The following is a 24,726-nucleotide window of genomic DNA, read 5'->3' as shown; positions in this document are numbered from 1 at the left end:
ATACAATTCCCAATGTGGGAGGGGGCTTGCTCCCGATGGCGGTGGGTCAGTCAACATCTATTTGACTGAAATCCCGCCATCGGGAGCAAGCCCCCTCCCACAGTTGGATCTCCATTGTTTTTGAGAGACTCATCCCATCGCATCCCCCCACCCAGTACCCAAGTAGCATAGGTCCCGCCCCCGGCCCTTCGTACACTCGTGCCTCAGAGGGGGAAACCAGCGATGCACAACAGTGAAGGCGTAGTCAGTGCCATGTCCCAGGCCGTGGATGCCGGGCAGGCCGCCGAAGAGTTGGCGCGCCAGCTGCTGCACCCTTACCTGGGTTTCGTGCTGTTTTTCTGCTCGGCCTCCTACGACCTGGAGGCGTTGGGCAACGCCTTGCAGCAGTGCTTCGGCACGGTGCGCGTGGTGGGTTGCACCAGCGCCGGTGAGATCACGCCCCAGGGCTACGGGCGCAACTGCGTCACGGCGGTGGGCTTTAACCACGCGCATTTTTCCATCGCCACCGAGCTGATCGACGAGGTGGAACACTTCAGCCTGATCGACGCCCAGCACATGGTCGAACGTCTGGTCGGCGGCTGTCGCAGCAATACGCTGGCGCCGATCAAGGGCAACACCTTTGCCCTGACCCTGCTCGATGGCCTGTCCAGCCGTGAAGAGATGGTGCTCGCGGCCCTCAGCGCCGCGCTTGGCGATATTCCGCACTTCGGCGGCTCAGCCGGCGACGACAACTTCCTTACCCACACCCATGTGTATTTCAACGGCGCGTTCCACAGCGGCGCGGCGGTGGTGGTGCTGGTCAATACCTGGCTGGATTTCGAGGTGTTCACCACCCACCACATCCTGCCGCGTGCGGAGAAACTGGTGGTGACCGGCGCCGACAGCCCGTCGCGCCGGGTCTATGAGCTCAACGCCGAACCCGCTGCCGAAGAGTACGCGCGGCATATCGGCGTGGCGGTGGCCGACCTCGACCACCGCGTCTTCGCCGCCCATCCGTTGGCGGTGCGTATCCATGACCAGTACTACGTGCGCGCCATCCAACAGGTGCACGCAGACCTGAGCCTGAGTTTCTACTGCGCCGTGGAAAACGGCATCGTGCTGACCGTGATGAAGCCCGGCCCGATCCTGCCTAACCTCGAAAGCCTGTTCGACGGCCTGCACTCACGCCTCGGCGACCTGCTGCTGACCCTCGGCTGCGACTGCTTCCTGCGCCGCCTGGAGCTGCAAGACGCCGGCGACCTGGAACAGATCGGCAACTTCCTGCAAGCCAAACGGGTGATGGGTTTCAACACCTACGGAGAACAGTTCAATGGCATGCACATCAACCAGACCTTCACCGGGGTCGCCATTGCCCGAGGCCGACGCTGACCTGCGCGCCCAGGTGGCCCGGCTGCAACAGGACAACCACAAGCTGGCGCGGATCAATGCGGCGCTGATCGAGCGTATCGAGTCCGGCATGAGCCAGGGCAACAACCCGTACACCACCTTCCAGCACTCGGTGGTGTTGGCCGAGCAAGTGCGCGAACGCACCGACGCGCTGAACCAGGCGATGGCCGAACTCAAGGCCAGCAACCACTTGCTGATCAACGCCCAACTGCGTGCCGAAACCCTGCGCGGCGAACAAGTGGCGGCGCAGAAAGCCCAGGAAAGCGAACGCTGGATTCGCCTCATCACCGACAACGTACCAGCGCTGATCGGCTACCTGAATGCCGACCTGGTCTATGAGTTCACCAATAAAGTCTACGAACAATGGTACTGCTGGCCGCGCGGCATGATGCTTGGCCAGAGCCTGCGCGAAGTGCACAGCGAGCAGCATTGCCAGCGGCTGGACGCCTACGTCGCGCGCGCCCTGGCCGGCGAGAGCGTGACCTTCGAGTTCGCCGAGACCAACATCAATAACCAGGAACGCTACATGCTGCGCTCCTATGTACCGAACATGCTGGCCAGCGGCGAAGTGGTGGGGATCTTCGTGCTGATCCGCGACATCACCGAACGCCGCCGCACTGCCGAAGCCCTGCACCAGGCCTATCAGCACCTGGAACAGCGCGTGGCCCAGCGCACCTCGGAACTCACCGCGCTCAACGACCAGTTGCTCAAGGAAATCGACGAGCGCCGGCGCATGGAAACCCGCCTGCGCGAGGCCAAGCTGGAGGCCGAACAGGCCAACCTGTCGAAAACCAAGTTCCTCGCGGCCGTCAGCCACGACCTGCTGCAACCGCTCAACGCCGCGCGGCTGTTCACCAGTGCGTTGCTCGAACGCCCGAGTGAAAAACTGGTGCGCAACGTGAGCAATTCCCTGGAAGACGTGGAAAACCTGCTCGGCACCCTGGTGGATATTTCCAAGCTCGACGCCGGGGTGATCAAGGCCGATATCGCACCGTTCGCCTTGAGCGAACTGCTCGACAACCTGGCCGTGGAATACACCCAACTGGCCCGCAGCGAAGGGCTGGAGCTGCACTTCATCGGCTGTTCGGCGCTGGTGCGCAGCGACATCCAGTTGCTGGCGCGCATTCTGCGCAACCTGCTGAGCAATGCGATTCGCTACACCTACAGCGGGCGCATTGTGCTGGGGTGCCGGCGCCAGCATCAGCGTTTGTCGATCCAGGTGTGGGACAGCGGCATGGGCATTGCCGAGGAGCGCCTGGAGGAGATTTTCCAGGAGTTCAAGCGCGGCGATGTGCAGCGCCCGGACCAGGACCGCGGCTTGGGCCTGGGGCTGGCGATCGTGGAAAAGATCGCCGGCATTCTGGGGCACCGCATCACGGTCAAGTCCTGGCCGGGCAAGGGGTCGATGTTTGCCGTGGAGGTGCCGTTGAGCGCCACCGCGCCCAAGCCCTTGCCCGTGCCGACCATGAGCGAACCGATGCTCGAACGCCTGCAGGGCGCGAAAGTCTGGGTGCTGGATAACGACGCGGCGATCTGCGCCGGCATGCGCACCTTGCTCGAAGGCTGGGGCTGCCAGGTCGTGACGGCATTGTCCGAGGACGACCTGGCACGGCAGGTGGACAACTACCATGCCGAGGCGGATTTGCTGATTGCCGACTACCACCTCGATGACGACCAGAACGGCGTCGACGCCGTGGCCCGCATCAATGGACGACGCGGTCGCGCAATACCTGCACTGATGATCACCGCCAACTACAGCAATGAGCTGAAGCTGCAGATCCGTGAGTTGGGGCACACGTTGATGCACAAGCCGGTGCGGCCGATGAAGCTGAAAACCGCGATGAGCCACCTGCTCGGCAAATGAACGCCGAAATACCCACAAATGGAGATCAAAATGTGGGAGGGGGCTGTGCTGTGTTGTTTCTGGGGGCTCAGCGGCGCAGGTACGAGCCGAAATCGATATCCCCGGCACTCAAAATCGCCTGCACCCGGTTATGCACATTCAACTTGCGCAGGATCGCCGACACATGCGCCTTCACCGTGGTCTCGGCAATTTCCAGGGTGTACGCGATCTGTTTGTTCGACTCGCCCTTGGTCATGCGCTCCAGCACCAGCAACTGCTTGCGCGTCAGGGCCTGCAGCAGCTCCGGGGCAAAGCCCGGGTTTTCGTTGAGGCGTCGGTGGGTGCCGGGTTTTTGGCTGCGGATGATGTCCGGCGGCAGGTACACGTTGCCGTTGAGAATCTGCTGGATCGCCTCGGTCATCTGCAGGCGCGGCGAGGACTTGGTGATAAAGCCCACGGCGCCATAGGTGATGGCCTGCAGCACGATCTGCTTGTCCTGTTCGGCCGAGACGATCACCACCGGAATGGTCGGCGCCTCGTTGCGCAGGTTGATCAAACCGTTGAGGCCGTGCATGCCGGGCATGTTCAGGTCCAGCAGAATCAGGTCGAGGTCGTCGTGTTCCTGGGTCAGCGCAAGGGCGCTGTCCAGATCGGCGGTTTCCATCACATCGCTGCCGGGGAAGCCGTCGCTGATGACGTTGTGGATCGCCTCGCGAAACAGCGGGTGATCGTCGGCTATCAGGATTTTGTACATGGCCGTTCACCTTCTTGTTGTGGTTTTTTATTGAAAAGGTTCGGGTGTCGCAGCCGTCACCGGCAGTTTTTCCGCTTCCCACGCGTCCAACCCATCGCGATACCAATACACAGAGGTATAGCCCAGGTTGGCGGCACGTTTTACCGCGTTCCAACTCAGCCAGCAATCGGCGCGGCAGTAGAACACCAGCGGGCGTGCGAGGTCGCCGCCGGTGAACCTGTACAGGTGGCGCACGAAGTAGCCCTGCCACTCGGGCGTGAGGTCGCCGTCGCCGGTGTTGGCCAGCCAATGGCTGCCGGGCAGGTTGGCGTGGGGCTGGTCTTCGATGAAGCGTCCTTGCAGCCACTGGCGGCGGTACACGTCGATCAGCACCGGTGCCGGTGTTTGCTTGAGCAGGGTTTGCAGGGCAGCGGTGTCGATAATCGTGACGCCCGGCAGGTGGTCGGGCGTGGGGCTGCGGTACAGGCCAATGCGATAGCCCTCGGCGGAAAACAGCGGGGTGTCGGCCTGGGCGTTGATGCCGAGCAGGCACAGCAACGCCAACAGGGGCAGTCGGGAAGGCAGCATGACGGTGTAATCCTTATCGTTATGCCGCCATTACACGTGAGTCCCGCTGCCTTGGGAATGCGACGATAGACAGCAGAACCCGTACTAAAGTAGTAGTTTTGCCGCCATCAACCCTTTTTGCGCAGCGCCGCGTGCTGGGGGTTGAAGGTCAGCACCGCCAATAGCGCGAACAGCGCGGTAAGCCCCAGGCACACCGCCAGTGCCGGCCCGGCGAAGCGTTCATACAGGGCAAAACGCACCAGTTCCACGGCGTGGGTAAACGGGTTGATCGCGCACAACCAGTACAGCCACTCGCTGGAGTCGCGCATCTTCCACAGCGGGTACAGCGCCGAGGACAGGAAAAACAGCGGGAAGATCACGAAATTCATCACCCCGGCGAAGTTCTCCAATTGGCGAATCGCATTCGACAGCAACAAGCCCAGGGCACTGAGCATCAACGCCACCAGCAGCAACGCGGGCAGGGCGAGCAACAGCCCCATGGCCGGTGGTTGCACGCCATACACCCAGGCAATCGCCAGGAAGCCGTACACCTGCAACAGCGAAATCAACGCGGTGGCCAAGAGTTTGCTGCACAGCAAAAACGTGCGCGGCAACGGGCTGGTCAACAGCACGCGCATGCTGCCCATCTCGCGGTCGTAAACCATCGACAGCGAGCCTTGCATGCCGTTGAACAGCAGGATCATGCAAGCCAGGCCGGGGATGATGTAGACCTCGTAGGGGATGTAGGTGTCGTAGGGCTCGATCACCGAGATGCCCAGCGCGGCGCGGAACCCGGCGGCAAACACCACCAGCCACAACAGCGGGCGCACCAGGGCGCTGAGAAACCGCGTGCGCTGCAACACAAAGCGCAGCCACTCGCGCAGCACGATGCCGCGCAGGCATTGCCAATAAGCGTTCATGCCGCCGCCCCGGTGGTGGTGGGGCGGGTCAGCCGGGCGAACAGGCTGCCGAGGTCGCCGCCCTGTTGCTGGGTGAGCACAGCGACTTGCCCGCTGGCCACCAAACGGCCCTGATGCAGAATCATCAATGCATCGTCGGCCTGCACCTCATCGAGCAGGTGGGTGGTCCATAGCACGCTGATGCCGTGTTCGGCGCACAGGCTGCGCACATGTTGGTTCAAGGCCAGGCGGCTGGCGGGGTCGAGGCCGACGCTGGCCTCGTCGAGCAACAGCACGCGCGGCTCATGCAGCAACGCACGGGCAATCTCCACACGCCGCCGGTGCCCGCCGTTGAGTGCGCGAACCTTTTCGCGGCGGCGCTCGGTGAGGGCCTGGCGCGCCAGTTCGGCCTCGACCCGTGCGTCGGTCCGGCGCCGCGACAAGCCATGCAGCGCGGCGTGGTAACGCAGGTTCTGCTCCACGCTCAAGTCCAGGTCCAGGGTGCTTTGCTGGAACACCACGCCCAGTTGGGTGAGGGCGGCACGCGGCGCCTCGCGCAGGGAATACCCGCCCACGCGGATGTCGCCGGTTTGCAGGTCATACAGGCGGGTCAGCAAGGCAATCAACGTCGATTTGCCGGCGCCATTGGGCCCCAGCAATGCTGCAAATTGTCCCGCTGCCAGGCTGAAACTTACTGCGCTCAAGGCCTCGCGCGGGCCGTAGGCGAAACTCAGCGCGCGTACTTCCAGGGCGCTCATGGCGTCACCACCACACCCCAGGGGTAGCGCCCGACTTTCACCGACTTGATCACCTTGAGGCTGTCCACATCGATCACCGACACATCACCGCTCACGCCGTTGGTGGCCAGCAGTTGCTTCTGGTCCGGGGTGAACGCCATCTGCCACACGCGGCGGCCCACCAGCAGGTAATCGAGGATCTCGAACGTCCTGGCGTCGATCACCGCCACATGGTTGGCCGGGCCGAGGGCGACAAAACCGTATTTGCCATCGGCGCTGAGCTTGATGCCCACCGGCTGCACCTTGTCCGGGTGCACGCCCTTGATGGTGAAGGTCAGGGTCTTGAGGACCGCGCGGCTGGCCACGTCGAGAATGGTCACGGTGCCGCCGATTTCCGCCGAGGCCCACAGCTGCGAGCCATCGTGATTGAACTCGACAAACCGCGGGCGCTGGTCCACCAGAGTGCTGTCGGCCAGGGTCTGGGTGCTGGTGTCGATCCAGTGCAGCATGTTGGTGGTTTCGCTGGTGTTCACCGCCCACTTGCCGTCCGGGCTCACCGCCATGCCTTCGGGCTCGACGCCGACGTTGATCTGGCCGAGCACCTTGGCGGTCTCGGTGTCGATCACCGTGACCAGCGCATCGTCTTCGTTGGACACATACAGCCAGCGGTTGTTGGGGTGCAGGGCAAACTGCTCGGGGTCTTTGCCGGAGGGCAGTTCCTTGACGATCTTGCGCGTGACCACGTCCATCACCTGTACACGGTCCGAGTCGCTGGCGCAGATGTACAGCAGCTTGTTGTCATGGGACAGCAGCAGGCCCCGTGGGCGCTGGCCGACCTTGAGGGTCTCGGTGACTTGCAGGGTCTGCAGGTCGATCAGGCTCAGGCTGTTGTCTTTCTCGTTGGAGACCCAGGCGGTGCTGGCCACGGCGTGCCCGGCGGCAAGCAGCAGGGCGCATGAGAGCAGGGTGCGGCGCATGGCGGATTCCTTATTATTGTGGGGGCGATCAGGGAAAGCGACAAGTCACCTCGGGCTTGTCATAGCCCAGGCTGTCCATTTCATTGGTGGGGTGCAGGAAACCGTCCTGGGGCGAGGTGCTGACCAGTGCGCGTGGTTGCACGAGGGGAATCGGTTGGCGCAGTTCGCCGTTCCAGGAGCGGTAGCTGAGCTTGCGGCCCTTGAAACCGTCCAGCGGCAGGTGTTCGCTGATCGCCAGTTGGCGGATCGCCATCGGGCCTGCCTGGCGCAACCGGCTCACCGCACTGGCGACGCTGCGCACGGCCATCCAGGCGGCGAAGTCGCGGTCGTTCATCCAGCGCCCGGCGAGGGCTTCGAAGCGTTTTTGCAATTGGGCCGCGCCGTAGGTCTCGACGGTTTTGTGCCAGCCGGTGGGCGTCAAGCCCTGGGTGCCGGCGACGGGGCGCGGGTACCAGGTCTGATAGGGCACGTACTCGCCGAAGTCACCGCGCTCGTCGGCCACCAGCACCACGTCGTATTCGGCGGTCTGGGTGAACAGCGGCATATCCGCCTGGGCGCTGCGGCGTTGGTCGTTATCGAAACGCCAGGCTTTTTCCGCCACCAGTTGCACGCCGAAGCGTTTGGCGGCACGACGCAGGGCGGCGGCGTAGGCCTGGTCATCGTCGGTGGGGCCGACGATCAGCAGCGCCTTCTGCCATTTGCGCAGCACCAGGAACTGCGCCAGGGCGTCGGCAAGCATCGCGCGGCTGGGCAAGGTATGCAGCACGTTACCCAGGCAGTCGGTGCTGCGCAGGCTGTCGTCGGGGCTGCCGGCGTTGAACAACAGGCTGTCGGGCAACGCGGCGCTGAGTTGGCGCAGGCTGGCGGCGGGGGCGTTGACCACGAACAGGCGCAGGCCCTGGTCATGCTGGACCTTGGCGGCGGTGAGCAGCGCGTCGGCCGTGTCCACGGTGGCGGTGGCCAGGCTGTAGCGCTGGTTGAGAAAAGCGCCGGTGCTGTTGCTGTCGATGATCGCCAGTTCGGCGCCGCGTTGCCCGGCATCGGCGGGTTCGGCAATCACGTTGGACAGCAGTGGCCCCGGGTCAGGTCGATAGCCCAGGTAGCCGATCTGCACTTGCAACGGCGTGTCGGCAGCCTGGCCGCTGGTGGCCCAGGCGATCGCCAGCAGGCAGACCACGGCGTAAGGGGCGAGCTGGCGCATAAGGCACTCCATGACAGGTAGCGCCAGCATAGGAAGCCTTAGGGTCGCTGCAAATATGCAGAAAGTACCGCCGGGCCAGTACCAAGGTAGTAACCCCGAGAAAGCGGTGCGGTTTTAGCATGGAGCACCCAGGGCCTATTCACAGGAGTGACACCAGCATGCGCGTCTTGTCGGCCTTGTGGCGGATCAACCTGTGGGTGTGCGGCTTCTTCGCGCTGGTGACCTGCGCCTGCACCGCGCTGTTGTTGCACCAGGCCCTGGCGGACGTGGAGCGCGAATTGCAATCGGCCGAAGCGGTGGTGCATTACCTGAGCGAAACCGCCGAGCGCGACCCTGCCAGCCTGCAACCCAAGCTCACGGCCAGCCTGCGCCATGTGCGCGTGCACTGGCTCAAGCCTGGCGAGAGCGTGCAGGCGCCGGCGTCGGAGGGCCTGGATGCCTGGCTCGGGCGCCTATTGTTCGCCGAGGCGCGGCGCACGGCCCAGGTGCTGGGCTTGCCGGATGGTCGGCGCGTCTCCATCGCGGTCGACCCACGGGATGAAATCGACGAGGTCTGGGATTCCCTGCAACAACTGCTGGCCCTGTGCGCCCTGGCGCTGGCGCTGAGCCTGTTGACCATCCGCTGGGCGGTGCGCCGTGGCATGGGCGTGCTGGATGAACTGCTGCGCGCCCTGCAACAGGTGTGCGCCGGCCAGCTCACTGTGCGCCTGCACACGCATGGCTCGCCGGAAGCGCGGCAACTGGCGCTGCACTTCAACCGCATGACCGACGCCCTGGAGCAGGCGCGCACCGACAACACCCAGCTCACCCAGACCTTGCTGGCGGTGCAGGAACAGGAGCGCACCCACCTGGCCCAGACCCTGCACGACGACCTTGGCCAGTACCTGGCGGGTATCCGCGCCCAGGCGTGCCTGTTGCGCCTGGTGGCCGATCAGCCCCAGGTGCTTACGCGCACGGTAGGGCTGCTGGAGGAACACTGTGAGCACTTGCAGCAGGGTTTTCGCGCGTTGGTCCACGACCTCTACCCCGTGGCCCTGCAACACCTGCCGATGGCCGAGGCGTTCGCCATGCTGGTGAGGCAGTGGCAGGCCAGCCATGGCATCCCGTGCCACTTGCAGGTCAGTGCTGATTTGCCGGCGTTGTCGGGTGCCAACAAGACCCATCTCTACCGCCTGCTCCAGGAAGCCCTGACCAACATCCTGCGCCATGCCGACGCCAGCCAGGTGCATGTGCGCCTGCAGCATCGCGGTTCGCGCCTGCGCCTGTGGGTACGCGACAACGGGCGCGGCGCGCAGACGCCCCAGCGCCCCGGCGTGGGCCTGTATTCCATGGCCGAACGCGCGCGCTGCCTGGGCGGCGAACTGAAGATCCTCAGCCACCCCGGCGCCGGTTGGGCACTGGTGTTGAACATGCCGTTGGAGGCCATATGAATATTCTGTTGGTGGACGATCATGCGGTGGTGCGCCAGGGCTATGCCAGCCTGTTGCGCGCGCTGCTGCCGGCCATCGAGGTGCGCGAGGCGGCCAGTGGCGAAGAGGCCTTGAGCCGGGTGCAGGAAGCGGTGCCGAACCTGGTGATCATGGACTTCGGCCTGCCCGGCATCAGCGGCCTGGAAACCACCCGCCGTCTGCGCCAGCGCCTGCCGCAGTTGCGCGTGCTGTTTTTCAGCATGCACGACGAGTTGCCGCTGGTGCGCCAGGCCCTGGAGGTGGGGGCCTCGGGCTACCTGACCAAAAGCTCGGCGCCCGAGGTGTTGATCGAAGCGGTGCGGCGCATCCTTGATGGCCACGCCTATATCGAACAGGCCCTGGCCACCGAACTGGCCTACACCCCCAGCGATCAACGTTTGCAGGGCATGACCCCGCGCGAGCTGGAGATCTTCCTGATGCTGGCCAGGGGCACGCCGACCCGAGCGATTGCCGAGCGGCTGAATATCAGCAGCAAGACCGTGTCCAACCACCTGACCTTGCTCAAGAGCAAGTTGCGGGTGAGTTCACATGCTGAGTTGGTGCATTTGGGGATTGATATGGGGGTGGTGCGGGTGGCTGGATAAGCGGGGCCAGTGCAAGCCCCCTCCCACATTTGAATGGCGTTGTTTCAGCGGTCCCAGGTGGTGGGGCAGTCCGTGCAGCCTTCCATATTGGCGTCCTGAAAGTTTGCATAGTGCTGGCGACTGCCGGTGAGCGTCGCGTTTTCCAGGTTGCTCTCACCGAATTTGGCCTCCTGCAAATTCGCATCGCTCAGGTCGGCCCCTTGCAAATCCGCCTTGCTCAACCACGTCATTTCCAGATCCGCCGCCCGCAGGTTGGCCTTGTGCATCTTCGCCCCCGACAACCGCGCAAATTGCAGGTACGCCGCGCTGAGGTTGGCATTTTCAAACTGCGCGCCCTGGGCAAACAGGCCCCAGCCCTGGATCGCCATCAGCGTGGCGCCGGTGAAGTCGGCCAGGCGCAGGTTGCTTTGTTGCAGGCTGGCGCGGGTGAGGTTGGCGCCTTGCAGCTGGGCTTTTTCCAGGTTGGCCAGGTCGAGGTTGGCGTGGCGCAGGTCAGCACCGCGCAGGTCGGCGCCGGCCAGGTTCATTTTGCCGAGGTTCTGGTTGCGCAGGTCGGCGCCCTTGAGGTTGGCGCCGGGGCACTGGCTGTGTTCGGCAAGGGTGCAGCCGTTGATCACCAGCGGGGCGTCGTCGTCAGCGTGGGCCAGGGGGAGGGAGAGCAGGAGTAACAAGGGCAGGTAGTTCATCGTGAGATCTCTGTGATACCAGTGGCGAGGGAGCTTGCTCCCGCTCGGCTGCGCAGCAGTCGTGAAACCTGACTGCACGGTGGTGCTGGAGAAAAGCGGGGCCGCTTCGCAGCCCAGCGGGAGCAAGCTCCCTCGCCACAAAAGCCGCTCCGCATGATCCAGGGCTATTTTTGGACGGTTTTCTGATCCCAACTCGGAATCTTGAACACCCAGAACGACCCGCCTTGCGCCACCGGCTTGGTCAGCTCGGCCATGTCGCCACCCCACAGCGGTACCGCGCCGCCATAGCCCACGGTCACGCCGACATACTGCTCGCCATCCTGTTCCCAGGTGATCGGCGGCGAGACGATGCCGCTGCCGGTCTGGAACTTCCACAGTTCTTTGCCGGTTTTCGCGTCGAAGGCCTTGAAGAAACCATCGCCGGTGCCGGTGAACACCAGGTTGCCCTTGGTGGCCAGTACGCCGGCCCACAGCGGCAAGGCTTCCTTGTGCTCCCACACCACTTTGCCGGTGGTCGGGTTCATCGCCCGCAAGGTGCCGACGTGGTCGTCATACATGCGCTTGATGCGAAAGCCCATGCCCAGGTACGCCGAACCCTTCTTGTAGTTGACCTCTTCGGTCCAGTATTCCTCTTTCCACTGGTTGCCCGGGATGTAGAACAGCCCGGTGTCCTGGCTGTAGGCCATGGGGTTCCAGTTCTTGCCCCCCAGGAACGGCGGCGAGACTTCCACCGGCTTGCCCTTGGTTTCACCCGGCAACGGCTTGGCCGGGCGCTGGCCTTCGTTTTCCACCGGGCGGCCGGTCTTCAGGTCGATATGGCTGGCCCAGGTGATGTTGTCGACGAACGGGAAGGCGTTCTGCAGCTTGCCGTTGTTGCGGTCGACCACATAGAAAAAACCGTTGCGGTCGGCGTGGCCGGTGGCCTTGACCACGTTGCCGTCCTTGCCCTTGTAGTCGAACAGCACCAGCTCGTTGTTGCCGGAGAAGTCCCAGGCATCGTTCGGGGTGTGCTGGTAGAACCATTTCACTTCGCCAGTGCTGGGGTCGACGCCAACCTGGCCCGAGGTGTAGAGGCTGTCGAAGTCGTGGGGGTTGCCGTCCTTGGACGTGCGTGCCCAGGTGTTCCACGGGCCGGGGTTGCCGGCGCCGACGATAATAGTGTTGGTCTCGGCATCGAAGCTCGCGCTCTGCCAGGGCGCGCCGCCGCCATGGCTCCAGGCCTCGACCTTGCCGGTTTCGGTGGTGGGGTCGTCCGGCCACGACGGTGCTTTCACGTCGCCGGTCGGCGTGCTGTCCTTGCCGTTCAGGCGGCCCATATGGCCTTCCACGAACGGGCGCATCCACACTTCTTCGCCGGTGTCCGGGTCGCGCGCATACAACTGGCCGACCACGCCGAACTCATCGCCGGAACTGCCGTGGATCAGCAGCACCTTGCCGCTGACCTTGTCTTTGATCAGCACCGGGGCGCCAGTCAGGGTGTAGCCGGCGGCGTGGTCGCCGAATTTCTTGTTCCACACCACTTTGCCGGTGTTTTTGTCGAGGGCGATCAGGCGCGCGTCGAGGGTGCCGAAGTAGATCTTGTCGCCGAAGATCGCCGCGCCACGGTTGACCACATCGCAGCATGGACGAATGTTGTCGGGCAGGCGGTGGTTGTAGGTCCACAGGCGCTTGCCGGTTTTGGCGTCGAGGGCAAACACGCGGGAGTAGGAACCGGTGACATAGACCACGCCGTCGTTGACGATGGCCTGGGATTCCTGGCCGCGCTGCTTCTCGTCGCCGAACGAGTAGGACCAGGCCGGCGTGAGCTTGAACACGTTCTTGTCGTTGACCTGGGCCAGCGGGCTCCAGCGCTGGGCGTTGGTGCCCATGCCGTATTGCAGCACGTCCTTGGTCGTCAGGTGATCGTTGGCGATGTCTTCCCAAGTGACGTTGTGCGTCGGCTTTTGAATAGAAGGGGCAGGCTCGGCGGCGGCGAAGCCGGTTGCACTCAGGGACAGGCTGCCGACCAGCAGGAAGGCCTGCACGGCAAGGCTCAACGGTGAGCGGGCGGGTAGCGATCTTATTGTCATGGTTGCAGTTCCCAGTGGAGGTTTTGGCCTGCACAGGGTGGAGCGCCGGGGCAGTGGGCGGATACGGAAAAAGTCCCGCTGTGGCCGGGAAGACTTCCCGGACCGCCGCTGTTTTAGGCGTGCCCCACAAGCCCTACTACCAAGGAAGGAGAGGGCGGCCACCAAAGCAGCATACGGCCCATGCCCCGGGGTTTCTAAGATGGTTGCCATAACCTCTGCAATGAGGTTTTGCGTGCAATCCTGAGGGCAAAAATAATGACAACAAAACACAATGCCTTGCTCGTCGCCGGGCTGTTGGTCGGTGTGATCGGTGCCGGCTCCGCCTGGGCCCATGGCAACGTCGTTCCGCAAGCGGTGGAGACCAAGGGTCTGACTTCGATCAAGGACGCCGGTGTACCGGTGGACGCCGACGGCTGGGCGGCGGCGAACCCGTACCGCACCTCGCCGGAACATGACAAGGCGCTGGAAATCGGCTCGTCCGCCTACAACCAGAACTGCGCCGCCTGCCACGGCCTGGAAGCCAAGTCCGGCGGTATCGCCCCGGACCTGCGCATGCTCGATGCGGGCGAGGCCGGTGATGAATGGTTTGTCGAGCGCGTGCGCCATGGCGCGGTGCGCGACGGCCGGGTGTACATGCCGAAAATGGCCGACTACCTGAGCCAGGAAGCCTTGTGGGCGGTGCGTACCTACCTGGACTCCGTGCGCGTCGAGGAGTAAGCCATGCGCCTGTTCGCGTATGTGCTTGGCCTGGCCCTGCTGTGTTGCCAGACGGCACAGGCGCAGGTGCGCAGCTACGACCAGATGATCGCCGCCGGCGAGATCAAGGTGGCGGTGTACAAGGACTTCGCCCCCTACAGCTTCCAGGACGGCAGCACCCCACGGGGTGTCGACGTGGAACTGGCCCAGGCCCTGGCCAAGGCGCTCGGCGTGCAACTGACGCTGATCTGGGCGCCGGCCGGCGAGAAACTCGACGACGACCTGCGCGACTACATCTGGCGCGGCAGCCCGTTGCACAACCAGCAATTGGCCGACCTGATGCTGCGTGCGCCCTACGACCACGCCTACGCGCAAAAACGCAACGACCAGGGCGAGCTGGAAAACGGCCATGTGGTGATGTTCGGGCCGTACCAGAACGAACAATGGCAGGTGGCCTACGACCGCCGGCGCCTGGACAAGGTCGCCAGCGTGGCGGTGTTCGAGCAGCATCCGATTGGCGTCGAAGTCGACAGCGTGCCGTCGTTCTACCTCACCTCGGTGTTCAACGGCATGCTCGCCGGCAAGACCCGTCACTACCCCGGCGTGCCCCAGGCCTTTGCGGCGATGAAGGCCGGCGAGGTCGACGCGGTGATGGCCATGCGCGGTGAAATCGACTGGCAGGTGCACGAGGCCCATGACCCGCAACTGGCCCTGGCGCAAAACGCTTACCCCAACATGGGCAAGCAGCGCTGGGAAATCGGCATGGCGGTGCACGAGAGCAATCGCCAGTTGGCCTATGCGGTGGAGGAGGCGCTGGAAGGCCTGATCCGCGACGGTGCGGTGCAAGCCATCTATGCCCATTACGGCCTGCAGTACGAAGTGCCCGAGATGTACCAATAGGAGCAGGCGATGAACTGGCGACTGAGCTGCATTCTGGCTTGCTGGCTGCCGCTGGCGGCTCACGCCGCACAGGTCGATCCGGTGCCGTCGGTGATGTGGGCGTTCTACCACAAGCAGTTCCTGGCGGATGCGCCGTTTGTGTTCGACGAGCGGGTCAAGCTGCTGGCGCCGCCGTTCGCCGAAGACGCGCGCCAGGTGCCGCTGGAAATCGACGCCCGTGCGTTCAAAGGACAGGTGGTGAAAATCCTCGCCTGGGCCGAGCTCAACCCGCTGCCGAAGATTGTCGAGTTTCAGCCCAAGGCTGGTGTGCTGCCGTGGCTGTCGCTGCGGATTCGTATCGAACAGGCCACGCCGTTGCGCGCGGCGGTACTCACCGACGATGGGCTGTGGCATGTGGGCTCGACCCTGATCGACGCCGCCGGTGGTGGCTGCACCGCGCCCAGCGTGGTGCGTACCCAGCCGGGGTGGGAGGAGCATATCGGCGAAGTGCTCGGCGGGCGTTACCCGCGTGGCGAGTTCAGCCGCGTGCGCGTGCAGGTGGCGCACCCGATGGACAACGGCATGGTCAGCGGCATCCCGGAATTTTTTATCAACCATGCGCAACTGCGTGGCCAGGACGATCAGGTGCTGGCCGAGCTGGAGCTGTTCCCGGCGGTCAGCGAAAACCCCAACCTGACCTTCGACACCGACGCGCCGGGGCCCACCCGCCTGGTGCTGCGCGACAACAATGGCAACCAGTTCGACGCGGCCATCCCCTGACCAGAAGGAGCGCGGCATGCGCTGGATTCTCTTGTTGTGCCTGGGCCTGAGCCTGCCCGCCCTGGCAGATCTCGACTACGCCCTGCAACCCCGGTTGATCGCCGACGACACCTGGCTGCTCGAAGGCAGCACCGACAACTTCGCCAAGGCCAACGGCGGCAATATCGTCAACACCGCCTTTATCGTCACCGAGGCCGGCGTGGTGGTGATCGACACCGGCCCGTCGCGGCGCTACGGCGAAGCCCTGCGCCAGGCCATCGCCAGGGTGACCGCCAAACCGGTGGTCCAGGTGCTGATCACCCATCATCACCCCGACCATGCGCTGGGCAACCAGGCCTTCAAGGATGTTCCCATTGGCGCGCTGGCCGACACCACGCGCCTGCTGCACGAGCAGGGCGACAGCATGGCGCAGAACCTTTACCGCATGGTCGGCGACTGGATGCGCGGCACCGAAGTGGTGTTGCCCACCCAGGTGCTGGCGCCCGGCGTACTCAGCGTGGGCGGCCACGACCTGCGCCTGCTCGCGCTCACCGGTCATACCGGTGCCGACCTGGCGATTCTCGACCAGCGCACCGGCGTATTGTTTGCCGGCGACCTGGTGTTCTACCAGCGCGCCCTCACCACCCCCAACAGCCCGGGGCTGGCGGCGTGGCTGGCCGACCTCGACACCCTGCAAGCCTTGCCCTGGACGCTGATCGTGCCCGGCCATGGCCCGGTGGCCAGCGATGCGCAGCCCTTGATGCAGATGCGCGACTACCTCACCTGGCTCGACCAACTGCTGCGCGACGGTGCCGCCCAGGGCAACGACATGGCCGAGCTGATTCGCAGCCCCATCCCCGAACGCTTCGCCGCGATCAGCCTGAGCCGCTACGAGCTGATCCGCAGCGTCAGCCACCTGTACCCGCGTTACGAGCGCGAACAGATGCATCCGCTACTAAGGAACTAGCAATCTCGATACTGCGGTCAATTGTGACAATGGCCCCTGCGCCCAAGAATCTGCACCAGACCGGGAAAATTTCCCGGGTATAACAAAAAACCGCAGAGGTAGCCGTCATGACCCAACCCGCACGTCGCCAACCCTTCGCCTTGAGTGTGTTGCTCGGTGCCATCCTGTTGTCCGGCCAGGCCATGGCGGCCGTGACCGACCAGGACATCCTCCAGGACCCGAAAAATCCCGGGCAGATCGTCACCAACGGCCTGGGCGTGCAGGGCCAGCGCTATAGCCCGCTCGACAGCCTGAACGTGGACAACGTCAAGGACCTGCGCCCGGTCTGGGCGTTTTCGTTTGGCGGCGAGAAACAGCGCGGCCAGCAGGCGCAGCCCATGGTCAAGGACGGGGTGATGTACCTCACCGGTTCCTACTCGCGGGTGTTTGCGGTGGACGCGCGCACCGGCAAAAAGCTGTGGCAGTACGATGCGCGTCTGCCCGATGACATCCGCCCCTGCTGTGACGTGATCAACCGTGGTGTGGCGCTGTATGGCGACCTGGTGTTCTTCGGCACCCTCGACGCCAAGCTGGTGGCCCTGAACAAAGACACCGGCAAAGTGGTGTGGAGCAAGAAAGTCGCCGACCACAAGGAAGGCTACTCGATCAGCGCCGCGCCGCTGGTGATCAACGGCAAGCTGATCACTGGCGTGGCCGGGGGCGAGTTCGGTGTGGTGGGCAAGATCGAAGCCTACGACCCGAAAAACGGCGACCTGTTGTGGAGCCGTCCGACCGTCGAAGGCCATATGGGCTACGTCTACAAGGACGGCAAGGCCGTGGAAAATGGTATCTCCGGTGGCGAGGCGGGCAAGACCTGGCCCGGCGACCTGTGGAAGACCGGCGGCGCAGCCCCCTGGCTGGGCGGCTACTACGACCCGGAAACCAACCTGTTGCTGTTCGGCACCGGCAACCCGGCTCCGTGGAACTCGCACCTGCGTCCTGGCGACAACCTTTATTCGTCTTCGCGCCTGGCGCTGAACCCGGACGACGGCACCATCAAGTGGCACTTCCAGAGCACGCCCCACGACGGTTGGGACTATGACGGCGTGAACGAGCTGGTCTCGTTCAACTACACCGAAGGCGGCAAGGAAATCAAAGCGGCGGCGACCGCCGACCGCAACGGTTTTTTCTATGTGCTCGACCGCACCAACGGCAAGTTCATCCGTGGCTTCCCGTTTGTCGACAAGATCACCTGGGCCACCGGTTTGGACAAGGACGGCCGGCCGATCTACAACGAAGCTAGCCGCCCCGGCGCGCCGGGCAGTGAAACCAAGGGCACTTCGGTGTTCGTCGCGCCGGCGTTCCTCGGTGCGAAAAACTGGATGCCGATGGCCTACAACCGCGACACCGGGCTGTTCTATGTGCCGTCCAACGAGTGGGGCATGGACATCTGGAACGAAGGCATCGCCTACAAGAAAGGCGCGGCGTTCCTGGGCGCGGGCTTCACCATCAAGCCACTGAACGAAGACTACATCGGCGTGCTGCGTGCCATCGACCCCAAGACCGGCAAGGAAGTCTGGCGCCACAAGAACTTCGCGCCGCTGTGGGGCGGGGTGCTGACCACCAAGGGCAACCTGGTGTTCACCGGCACGCCGGAAGGCTTCCTGCAGGCGTTCAACGCCAAAACCGGCGAGAAGGTCTGGGAATTCCAGACCGGTTCCGGCGTGCTCGGCTCGCCCGTGACCTGGGAAATGGACGGCGAACAGTACGTGTCGGTGCTTTCGGGCTGGGGCGGCGCGGTGCCGTTGTGGGGCGGCGAGGTGGCCAAGCGCATCAAGGACTTCAACCAGGGCGGCATGCTCTGGACTTTCAAATTGCCCAAAGAACTGGTCGCCAGGCACTGACTCTACGACCAAATGACAATCACCCCCCTGCCAACGGCGCATTCGCCCGGCAGCGGGGGCTCTTTACTATCGGGTCATCGCCTGTTGACCGACAGGCCCGGACCCAGACAGAGGCTTCAACATGATCTACGCACAACCTGGCACCCCTGGCGCTATCGTCACCTTCAAACCGCGCTACGGTAACTACATCGGTGGTGAATTCGTTGCCCCGCTCAGCGGTGAGTACTTCACCAACACCTCGCCGGTCACCGGTGAAGTGATCGCAGAATTCCCGCGCTCCAACGCCGCCGACATCGACAAGGCCCTCGACGCCGCGCACGCCGCCGCCGAAGCCTGGGGCAAGACTTCGCCCCAGGACCGTTCCCTGGTACTGCTGAAAATTGCCGACCGTATTGAACAGCACCTCGAAGTGCTGGCCGTGACCGAAAGCTGGGACAACGGCAAGGCCGTGCGCGAAACCCTTAACGCCGACGTGCCGCTGGCCGCCGACCACTTCCGCTACTTTGCCGGCTGCATCCGCGCCCAGGAAGGCGGCGCCGCCGAGATCAACGAACTGACCGCCGCCTATCACTTCCATGAGCCGTTGGGCGTGGTCGGGCAGATCATCCCGTGGAACTTCCCGCTGCTGATGGCCGCCTGGAAACTCGCCCCGGCCCTCGCTGCCGGTAACTGCATCGTGCTCAAGCCGGCCGAGCAGACGCCGCTGTCGATCATGGTATTTGCCGAGCTGATCAATGACCTGCTGCCACCGGGCGTGCTGAATATCGTCCAGGGCTTTGGTCGCGAAGCCGGGGAGGCGCTGGCCACCAGCAAGCGCATCGCCAAGATCGCGTTTACCGGCTCCACTCCCATCGGCGCGCACATCATGCATGCGGCCGCCGAGAACCTCATTCCCTCTACCGTGGAACTGGGCGGCAAGTCGCCGAACATCTTCTTCGAAGACATCATGCAGGCCGAGCCGCAATTCATCGAAAAGGCGGCTGAAGGCCTGGTGCTGGCGTTCTTCAACCAGGGCGAAGTGTGCACCTGCCCGTCGCGGGCGCTGGTGCAGGAGTCTATCTACGACGACTTCATGAAAGTGGTGATGAAGAAGATCGTCAAGATCAAGCGCGGCAACCCGCTGGACACCGAGACCATGGTCGGCGCCCAGGCGTCCGAGCAGCAATACGACAAGATCCTTTCCTACCTCAAGATCGCCCAGGAAGAGGGCGCCGAGCTGCTCACCGGCGGCGCGGCCGAGCGCCTGGAGGGCGACCTGTCCAGCGGTTACTACATCCAGCCGACCCTGCTCAAGGGCCACAACAAGATGCGCGTGTTCCAGGAAGAAATCTTCGGCCCGGTGGTGGGCATCACCACCTTCAAGGACGAAGCCGAGGCCCTGGCGATTGCCAACGACAGCGAGTTCGGCCTGGGTGCCGGCCTGTGGACCCGCGACATCAACCGCGCCTACCGCATGGGCCGGGCGATCAAGGCCGGGCGTGTGTGGACCAACTGCTACCACCTGTACCCGGCGCATGCGGCGTTTGGCGGGTACAAAAAATCGGGAGTGGGGCGTGAGAACCACAAAATGATGCTCGATCACTATCAGCAGACCAAGAACCTGCTGGTGAGCTACGACATCAACCCGTTGGGGTTCTTCTGATCCCCTGATTGCAATGCGGTCCCCTGTGGGAGGGGGCTTGCTCCCGATAGCAGTGTGTCAGTCAGCTCATCTGTTATTGAGACACCGCTATCGAGAGCAAGCCCCCTCCCACATTTTGCTCTATGTACATTCGCGACTAATGCAGTGCTCTCACTCCTTCGAAAGTAGCATTCGCCTCCCCATCCTCCCATGCATTAATGCCTGTACCGGAACCCTCCGGCACAACAAGAGGACTACCCCCCATGTGGACTAAACCGACCTACACTGACCTGCGTATCGGCTTCGAAGTCACCATGTACTTCGCCAACCGCTGATCGCGGGCACTGCACGGAGGATGCCTCTTTGGTCTGATTGCATTCGCAGCCGGATCGGTTAGTGTGGAGCGCATCTTCCAAAATAATAAAAACAGGCTTTCCAATGAGCCCCAATCTGAGTCTTCTGCGTAAATTCGTCTCGCCTGAAATCATCTTCGGCGCCGGCTGCCGGCATAACGTGGGCAATTACGCCAAGACCTTCGGTGCGCGCAAGGTGCTGGTGGTCAGCGACCCCGGCGTGATCGCCGCCGGCTGGGTGGCGGATGTGGAAGCCAGCCTGCAGGCCATCGGCATCGACTACTGCCTGTACAGCGCCGTGTCGCCCAACCCCCGCGTCGAAGAAGTGATGCTCGGTGCCGAGGTGTACCGCGAAAACCACTGCGACGTGATCGTGGCCATCGGCGGCGGCAGCCCCATGGACTGCGGCAAGGCCATCGGCATTGTGGTGGCCCATGGGCGCAGCATCCTTGAATTCGAAGGGGTGGACACCATCCGCGTGCCCAGCCCGCCGCTGATCCTGATCCCCACCACCGCCGGCACCTCGGCGGATGTGTCGCAGTTCGTGATCATTTCCAACCAGCAGGAACGCATGAAGTTCTCCATCGTCAGCAAGGCGGTGGTGCCGGACGTGTCGTTGATCGACCCGGAAACCACGGCCAGCATGGAGCCGTTCCTGTCGGCCTGTACCGGCATCGACGCGCTGGTGCATGCCATCGAGGCGTTCGTGTCCACCGGCCATGGCCCATTGACCGACCCCCATGCGCTGGAAGCCATGCGCCTGATCAACGGCAACCTGGTGCAGATGATCGCCAACCCCGGCGACATCGCCCTGCGCGAAAAAATCATGCTCGGCAGCATGCAGGCGGGCCTGGCGTTTTCCAATGCGATCCTCGGCGCGGTGCACGCCATGTCCCACAGCCTCGGCGGCTTTCTCGATCTGCCCCACGGGCTGTGCAACGCGGTGCTGGTGGAGCATGTGGTGGCGTTCAACTACAACTCGGCGCCGGAGCGCTTCAAGGTGATTGCCGAGACCTTCGGCATCGACTGCCGGGGCCTCAACCATCGGCAGATCCGTGGGCGGCTGGTGGAGCACCTGATCGCGCTGAAACATGCCATCGGCTTCCACGAAACCCTCGGCCTGCATGGGGTGCGTGTGGCGGATATTCCGTTCCTGTCCGCGCATGCGATGGACGACCCGTGCATCCTCACCAACCCCCGTGAGTCCAGCCAGCGTGACGTCGAGGTTGTGTATGGCGAAGCGCTCTGACGACCAGCAACGCGCCCTGGCCGGGCTGCTGGGGCTGGGCGACCAGTCGGCACGCAAGAGTCACTACCCGGAGCTGACGGCACGGCTGGATGAGCTGGAAGCCGAGCGCAACCGCTACATCCGGCTGAACGACGAACTGGAGCAGCGCGTGGCCGCGCGCACCGACGAGCTGCTGGAAGCCAACCGTAAGCTGCAACAGCAGATCGCCCAGCGCGAGCAGGTCGAGCAAGCCCTGCGCGACGCCCGCGATGCGGCCCAGGCCGCCAACCGCAGCAAGGACAAATACCTCGCCGCCGCCAGCCATGACCTGCTGCAACCGCTGAACGCGGCGCGCTTGTTGATCGCCACGTTGCGTGAGCGCAGCTTGCCCAGCGTCGAGCAGGTGCTGGTGGAGCGCACCCACCAGGCCCTGGAGGGCGCGGAAGACCTGCTCACCGACTTGCTGGATATCTCGCGGCTGGACCAGGCGGCGGTCAAGCCGGACGTCGCCCTGTATCGGCTGGAAGAGGTGTTTGCGCCGCTGGTCTCTGAATTTCAATCGGTGGCCCAGGCCGCCGGCCTCAACCTGCGCGTGCGCATGGGGCACTACGCAGTGCGTACCGACCTGCGCCTGCTCACGCGGATCCTGCGTAACTTCCTCAGCAACGCCAGCCGCTACACCGAGGAAGGCTGCATCCTGCTCGGCGCACGCCGCCGGGGTGACTGCCTGCGCCTGGAAGTGTGGGACACCGGGCGCGGCATTGCGGCCGACCGGCTGGAGGCGATCTTTCTGGAGTTCAACCAGCTGGATGTGGGCCGGGCTTCCGACCGCAAGGGTGTGGGGCTGGGCCTGGCGATTGTCGAGCGTATCGCCGAGGTGCTCGGCTACCCGATTGCGGTGCGCTCCTGGCCGGGGCGTGGCTCGATGTTCAGCATCGAAGTGCCGCTGAGCGCCGAGATGCCAGCGGCGATCGGCCAACTGCCGGTGCAACCGACCACGGGTAACCCGCTGCCGGGCCGGCGCTTGCTGGTGATCGACAACGAAGTCAGCATCCTCGAGAGCATGCGTGCCTTGCTCGGCCAGTGGGGCTGCGAGGTGGTCACCGCCACCGACCAGGCCGGCGCGCTGCTGGCGTTGCAGGGCAGGGCGCCGGAGCTGATCCTGGCGGACTATCACCTGGACCACGGAATGCTGGGCTGCCAGGTCGTGCGGCAGTTGCGCGAGCATTTCGCGCAGAAAATCCCGGCGGTGATCATCACCGCCGACCGCACCGACCAGTGCCGTCGTGCACTGCGCCGGCTGGATGCGCCGCTGTTGAACAAACCGGTCAAGCCCGGGAAATTGCGGGCGGTGTTGAGCCAGTTATTGGGCTAGCCCATTGACACCTGTCAACACGCGGCGCGGCGCTTTGCCTCATGCTCAAGGCCTGATCTAGAGCCTTGGAGCACCCCATGAGCGCGGCATTCTTCAAATTACCCCTGGGCCTGCTGGTCGCCGTGCTGATCATGACCGGGGTGCTGCTGTTGCCGCTGCCCGCCGATTTGCCGGTGGCGGGGCAGCGGATGCTGGCGATCCTCGCGTTTGCGGTGGTGGTGTGGATCACCGAAGCGGTGTCCTATGAAGCCAGCGCGATCATGATCACCTCGCTCATGGCGTTTTTGCTTGGCACCGCGCCGTCGATGCAGGACCCCACGCACCTGATCGGCACCAGCCCGGCCATCAGCATGGCCCTCACCGGGTTTTCCAATCCGGCGCTGGCGCTGGTGGCGGGCGCGCTGTTTATCGCTGCCGCCATGACCCACACCGGCCTGGACCGGCGCATCGCCCTGGTCACCCTGAGCCGCGTCGGCACCAGCACCCGGCGCATCCTGCTGGGGGCGATTGCGGTGACTATTTTGCTCAGCCTGGTGGTGCCCAGCGCCACCGCGCGCAGCGCTTGTGTGGTGCCGATCATGATGGGCGTGATCGCCGCGTTCGGCGTCGACAAACGCTCCAACATCGCCGCCGGGATCATGATCGTGGTGGCCCAGGGCACCAGCATCTGGAACGTCGGCATCCAGACCGCCGCGGCGCAGAACCTGCTGACCGTGGGCTTCATGGACAAAATGCTCGGCCAGCGCGTGTCGTGGATCGACTGGCTGATCGCCGGTGCGCCGTGGGCGCTGATCATGTCGGCGGTGTTGCTGTTTCTGGTGCTCAAGTTGCTGCCCCCGGAAACCGACAGCATCCCCGGCGGCAAGGAGGCGGTGGCGCAATCGCTGGTCGACATCGGCCCCATGACCGGCCCGCAGAAGCGCCTGTTGAGCGTGTCGGTGTTGCTGCTGCTGGCCTGGGCCACGGAAGGGCGCCTGCACAGTTTCGACACCACCTCGACCACCTACGCCGGGTTGGTGTTCCTGCTGCTGCCGGGCATTGGCGTGATGACCTGGAAGGACGTGCAGTCGCGGATTCCCTGGGGCACGGTGATTGTGTTCGGCGTGGGCATCAGCCTGGGCACGGCGCTGCTGACCACCCAGGCCGGGCAGTGGCTGGGTTCTACGGTGGTGGCCCACACGGGGCTGGATCAGGTGGGGCCGTTGGGGGTGTTTGCGATCCTGGGGGCGTTCTTGATCGTGATTCACCTGGGGTTCGCCAGCGCCACGGCATTGACCTCGGCGTTGCTGCCGATATTGATTGCGGTGCTGCAGACCTTGCCGGGGGATTTCAGCCGGTTGGGGATGACCATGCTGTTGGGGTTTGTGATGAGCTACGGGTTTATCCTGCCGATCAACGCGCCGCAGAATATGGTGTGCCTGGGCACGGGGACGTTCACGGCGCGGCAGTTTGCCAAGGTGGGCATCCTGGTGACGCTGATTGGGTACGGGTTGATGCTGGTGTTTGCGGCGACTTATTGGAGTTGGCTGGGTTGGATCTGATTTGGAATGCGCTTTAGATACCGATGATATCCAGTGTGGGAGGGGGCTTGCTCCCGATGAGGGACTACATCTGTTACTGTCACACCGCTATCGGGAGCAAGCCCCCTCCCACAGTTTTGATCTCCATCCATCAGATAGGCCTCAGTCTGCTCTGGCCCTGGCTCTGGCTTTTGATCTCAATTCCCCCCCCAACATGACAAGATGAACTCCATTCAGGTTTACTACTCCCTGAATAAAGCCCCCGGCGACGCACCCCGTCGGCTCATCCAGGTC

The 24,726-nt window shown here is 64.0% G+C and carries 22 protein-coding genes; 14 read left to right on the top strand and 8 right to left on the bottom strand.

Features of this window, described 5'->3' with window-relative positions; all coding sequences use genetic code 11:
- Positions 1–222 precede the first annotated feature (222 nt).
- Together nosP and TU73_RS18910 are read left to right on the top strand one after the other, a co-directional pair.
- Positions 223–1,368: a nitric oxide-sensing protein NosP gene (gene nosP / locus TU73_RS18915; protein WP_057013498.1), complete on the top strand. Its 1,146-nt coding sequence runs from the start codon at positions 223–225 to the stop codon at positions 1,366–1,368.
- Positions 1,310–3,250 (top strand): PAS domain-containing hybrid sensor histidine kinase/response regulator, encoded by a 1,941-nt coding sequence (locus tag TU73_RS18910; RefSeq protein WP_057013497.1) that lies wholly within the window; start codon positions 1,310–1,312, stop codon positions 3,248–3,250. The genes nosP and TU73_RS18910 overlap by 59 nt, the downstream gene beginning before the upstream one ends.
- Positions 3,251–3,317: 67 nt before the next feature.
- On the opposite strand, the gene TU73_RS18905 is transcribed toward TU73_RS18910, so the two are convergent.
- From TU73_RS18905 to TU73_RS18880, 6 genes are all read right to left on the bottom strand, one after another.
- Positions 3,318–3,983 carry a response regulator transcription factor gene (locus tag TU73_RS18905; protein ID WP_057013496.1) on the bottom strand — a complete coding sequence of 222 codons (666 nt, stop codon included), beginning with the start codon at positions 3,981–3,983 and terminating at the stop codon, positions 3,318–3,320.
- Positions 3,984–4,010: 27 nt separating this feature from the next.
- Positions 4,011–4,550 carry a PQQ-dependent catabolism-associated CXXCW motif protein gene (locus tag TU73_RS18900; protein ID WP_057013495.1) on the bottom strand — a complete coding sequence of 180 codons (540 nt, stop codon included), beginning with the start codon at positions 4,548–4,550 and terminating at the stop codon, positions 4,011–4,013.
- A 107-nt stretch (positions 4,551–4,657) separates the two neighbouring features.
- Positions 4,658–5,449, bottom strand: coding sequence for an ABC transporter permease (locus TU73_RS18895; RefSeq protein WP_057013494.1), 792 nt, complete (start codon positions 5,447–5,449; stop codon positions 4,658–4,660).
- Positions 5,446–6,186 (bottom strand): ABC transporter ATP-binding protein, encoded by a 741-nt coding sequence (locus tag TU73_RS18890; protein ID WP_057013493.1) that lies wholly within the window; start codon positions 6,184–6,186, stop codon positions 5,446–5,448. Before TU73_RS18890 ends, TU73_RS18895 begins: the two co-directional genes overlap by 4 nt.
- Positions 6,183–7,142 (bottom strand): YVTN family beta-propeller repeat protein, encoded by a 960-nt coding sequence (locus TU73_RS18885; RefSeq protein WP_057013492.1) that lies wholly within the window; start codon positions 7,140–7,142, stop codon positions 6,183–6,185. Before TU73_RS18885 ends, TU73_RS18890 begins: the two co-directional genes overlap by 4 nt.
- A gap of 28 nt (positions 7,143–7,170) precedes the next feature.
- On the bottom strand, positions 7,171–8,343 hold the full coding sequence (locus TU73_RS18880; RefSeq protein ID WP_057013491.1) for an ABC transporter substrate-binding protein: 1,173 nt from the start codon (positions 8,341–8,343) through the stop codon (positions 7,171–7,173).
- Between the two features lie 167 nt (positions 8,344–8,510).
- On the opposite strand from TU73_RS18880, the gene TU73_RS18875 reads away from it, so the two are divergent.
- Together TU73_RS18875 and TU73_RS18870 are read left to right on the top strand one after the other, a co-directional pair.
- On the top strand, positions 8,511–9,773 hold the full coding sequence (locus tag TU73_RS18875; RefSeq protein WP_057013594.1) for a HAMP domain-containing sensor histidine kinase: 1,263 nt from the start codon (positions 8,511–8,513) through the stop codon (positions 9,771–9,773).
- Complete coding sequence (locus TU73_RS18870; protein WP_057013490.1) at positions 9,770–10,396, top strand: response regulator transcription factor; 627 nt, start codon at positions 9,770–9,772, stop codon at positions 10,394–10,396. Before TU73_RS18875 ends, TU73_RS18870 begins: the two co-directional genes overlap by 4 nt.
- Positions 10,397–10,440: 44 nt before the next feature.
- On the opposite strand, the gene TU73_RS18865 is transcribed toward TU73_RS18870, so the two are convergent.
- Both TU73_RS18865 and exaA read right to left on the bottom strand, forming a co-directional pair.
- A complete protein-coding gene (locus tag TU73_RS18865; RefSeq protein ID WP_057013489.1) occupies positions 10,441–11,082 on the bottom strand; it encodes a pentapeptide repeat-containing protein in 642 nt (213 codons plus the stop codon).
- A gap of 164 nt (positions 11,083–11,246) precedes the next feature.
- A complete protein-coding gene (exaA, locus tag TU73_RS18860) occupies positions 11,247–13,151 on the bottom strand; it encodes a quinoprotein ethanol dehydrogenase (protein WP_057013488.1) in 1,905 nt (634 codons plus the stop codon).
- Between the two features lie 255 nt (positions 13,152–13,406).
- Between exaA and pedF the strand changes: the two genes are divergently transcribed.
- From pedF to TU73_RS18815, 10 genes are all read left to right on the top strand, one after another.
- Positions 13,407–13,868 (top strand): cytochrome c-550 PedF, encoded by a 462-nt coding sequence (gene pedF, locus TU73_RS18855; RefSeq protein ID WP_057013487.1) that lies wholly within the window; start codon positions 13,407–13,409, stop codon positions 13,866–13,868.
- Between the two features lie 3 nt (positions 13,869–13,871).
- Complete coding sequence (locus TU73_RS18850; RefSeq protein WP_057013486.1) at positions 13,872–14,747, top strand: substrate-binding periplasmic protein; 876 nt, start codon at positions 13,872–13,874, stop codon at positions 14,745–14,747.
- Between the two features lie 9 nt (positions 14,748–14,756).
- Positions 14,757–15,506 (top strand): quinoprotein dehydrogenase-associated SoxYZ-like carrier, encoded by a 750-nt coding sequence (locus tag TU73_RS18845; protein WP_057013485.1) that lies wholly within the window; start codon positions 14,757–14,759, stop codon positions 15,504–15,506.
- A 16-nt stretch (positions 15,507–15,522) separates the two neighbouring features.
- The gene (locus TU73_RS18840; protein ID WP_057013484.1) at positions 15,523–16,452 is read left to right on the top strand and encodes a quinoprotein relay system zinc metallohydrolase 1; all 930 of its coding nucleotides are present in this window, start codon (positions 15,523–15,525) and stop codon (positions 16,450–16,452) included.
- Between the two features lie 107 nt (positions 16,453–16,559).
- A complete protein-coding gene (locus TU73_RS18835; RefSeq protein WP_057013483.1) occupies positions 16,560–18,335 on the top strand; it encodes a PQQ-dependent methanol/ethanol family dehydrogenase in 1,776 nt (591 codons plus the stop codon).
- A 121-nt stretch (positions 18,336–18,456) separates the two neighbouring features.
- The gene (gene exaC / locus TU73_RS18830; protein WP_057013482.1) at positions 18,457–19,977 is read left to right on the top strand and encodes an acetaldehyde dehydrogenase ExaC; all 1,521 of its coding nucleotides are present in this window, start codon (positions 18,457–18,459) and stop codon (positions 19,975–19,977) included.
- A gap of 242 nt (positions 19,978–20,219) precedes the next feature.
- A complete protein-coding gene (gene pqqA / locus TU73_RS29025; RefSeq protein ID WP_124086857.1) occupies positions 20,220–20,291 on the top strand; it encodes a pyrroloquinoline quinone precursor peptide PqqA in 72 nt (23 codons plus the stop codon).
- Between the two features lie 103 nt (positions 20,292–20,394).
- Positions 20,395–21,558 carry an alcohol dehydrogenase-like regulatory protein ErcA gene (ercA, locus tag TU73_RS18825; RefSeq protein WP_057013481.1) on the top strand — a complete coding sequence of 388 codons (1,164 nt, stop codon included), beginning with the start codon at positions 20,395–20,397 and terminating at the stop codon, positions 21,556–21,558.
- Positions 21,542–22,912, top strand: a complete 1,371-nt coding sequence (locus TU73_RS18820; RefSeq protein ID WP_057013480.1) for an ATP-binding response regulator — start codon at positions 21,542–21,544, stop codon at positions 22,910–22,912. Before ercA ends, TU73_RS18820 begins: the two co-directional genes overlap by 17 nt.
- 77 nt (positions 22,913–22,989) lie before the next feature.
- The gene (locus TU73_RS18815; protein ID WP_057013479.1) at positions 22,990–24,453 is read left to right on the top strand and encodes a DASS family sodium-coupled anion symporter; all 1,464 of its coding nucleotides are present in this window, start codon (positions 22,990–22,992) and stop codon (positions 24,451–24,453) included.
- Positions 24,454–24,726 lie beyond the last annotated feature (273 nt).

This window comes from Pseudomonas libanensis (assembly GCF_001439685.1).
In the GTDB taxonomy this organism is placed as follows: domain Bacteria; phylum Pseudomonadota; class Gammaproteobacteria; order Pseudomonadales; family Pseudomonadaceae; genus Aquipseudomonas; species Aquipseudomonas libanensis.
The sequence above is the reverse complement of the archived record's forward strand: the minus strand, read 5'-3'. Positions and strand labels throughout refer to the sequence as shown.

Excerpts from the sequence above, each read along its gene's own strand:
- nosP (WP_057013498.1), top strand. The coding sequence starts at position 223 with ATGCACAACAGTGAAGGCGTAGTCAGTGCCATGTCCCAGGCCGTGGAT.
- TU73_RS18910 (WP_057013497.1), top strand. The coding sequence starts at position 1,310 with ATGGCATGCACATCAACCAGACCTTCACCGGGGTCGCCATTGCCCGAG.
- TU73_RS18905 (WP_057013496.1), bottom strand. The coding sequence starts at position 3,983 with ATGTACAAAATCCTGATAGCCGACGATCACCCGCTGTTTCGCGAGGCG.
- TU73_RS18900 (WP_057013495.1), bottom strand. The coding sequence starts at position 4,550 with ATGCTGCCTTCCCGACTGCCCCTGTTGGCGTTGCTGTGCCTGCTCGGC.
- TU73_RS18895 (WP_057013494.1), bottom strand. The coding sequence starts at position 5,449 with ATGAACGCTTATTGGCAATGCCTGCGCGGCATCGTGCTGCGCGAGTGG.
- TU73_RS18890 (WP_057013493.1), bottom strand. The coding sequence starts at position 6,186 with ATGAGCGCCCTGGAAGTACGCGCGCTGAGTTTCGCCTACGGCCCGCGC.
- TU73_RS18885 (WP_057013492.1), bottom strand. The coding sequence starts at position 7,142 with ATGCGCCGCACCCTGCTCTCATGCGCCCTGCTGCTTGCCGCCGGGCAC.
- TU73_RS18880 (WP_057013491.1), bottom strand. The coding sequence starts at position 8,343 with ATGCGCCAGCTCGCCCCTTACGCCGTGGTCTGCCTGCTGGCGATCGCC.
- TU73_RS18870 (WP_057013490.1), top strand. The coding sequence starts at position 9,770 with ATGAATATTCTGTTGGTGGACGATCATGCGGTGGTGCGCCAGGGCTAT.
- TU73_RS18865 (WP_057013489.1), bottom strand. The coding sequence starts at position 11,082 with ATGAACTACCTGCCCTTGTTACTCCTGCTCTCCCTCCCCCTGGCCCAC.
- exaA (WP_057013488.1), bottom strand. The coding sequence starts at position 13,151 with ATGACAATAAGATCGCTACCCGCCCGCTCACCGTTGAGCCTTGCCGTG.
- pedF (WP_057013487.1), top strand. The coding sequence starts at position 13,407 with ATGACAACAAAACACAATGCCTTGCTCGTCGCCGGGCTGTTGGTCGGT.
- TU73_RS18850 (WP_057013486.1), top strand. The coding sequence starts at position 13,872 with ATGCGCCTGTTCGCGTATGTGCTTGGCCTGGCCCTGCTGTGTTGCCAG.
- TU73_RS18845 (WP_057013485.1), top strand. The coding sequence starts at position 14,757 with ATGAACTGGCGACTGAGCTGCATTCTGGCTTGCTGGCTGCCGCTGGCG.
- TU73_RS18840 (WP_057013484.1), top strand. The coding sequence starts at position 15,523 with ATGCGCTGGATTCTCTTGTTGTGCCTGGGCCTGAGCCTGCCCGCCCTG.
- TU73_RS18835 (WP_057013483.1), top strand. The coding sequence starts at position 16,560 with ATGACCCAACCCGCACGTCGCCAACCCTTCGCCTTGAGTGTGTTGCTC.
- exaC (WP_057013482.1), top strand. The coding sequence starts at position 18,457 with ATGATCTACGCACAACCTGGCACCCCTGGCGCTATCGTCACCTTCAAA.
- ercA (WP_057013481.1), top strand. The coding sequence starts at position 20,395 with ATGAGCCCCAATCTGAGTCTTCTGCGTAAATTCGTCTCGCCTGAAATC.
- TU73_RS18820 (WP_057013480.1), top strand. The coding sequence starts at position 21,542 with ATGGCGAAGCGCTCTGACGACCAGCAACGCGCCCTGGCCGGGCTGCTG.
- TU73_RS18815 (WP_057013479.1), top strand. The coding sequence starts at position 22,990 with ATGAGCGCGGCATTCTTCAAATTACCCCTGGGCCTGCTGGTCGCCGTG.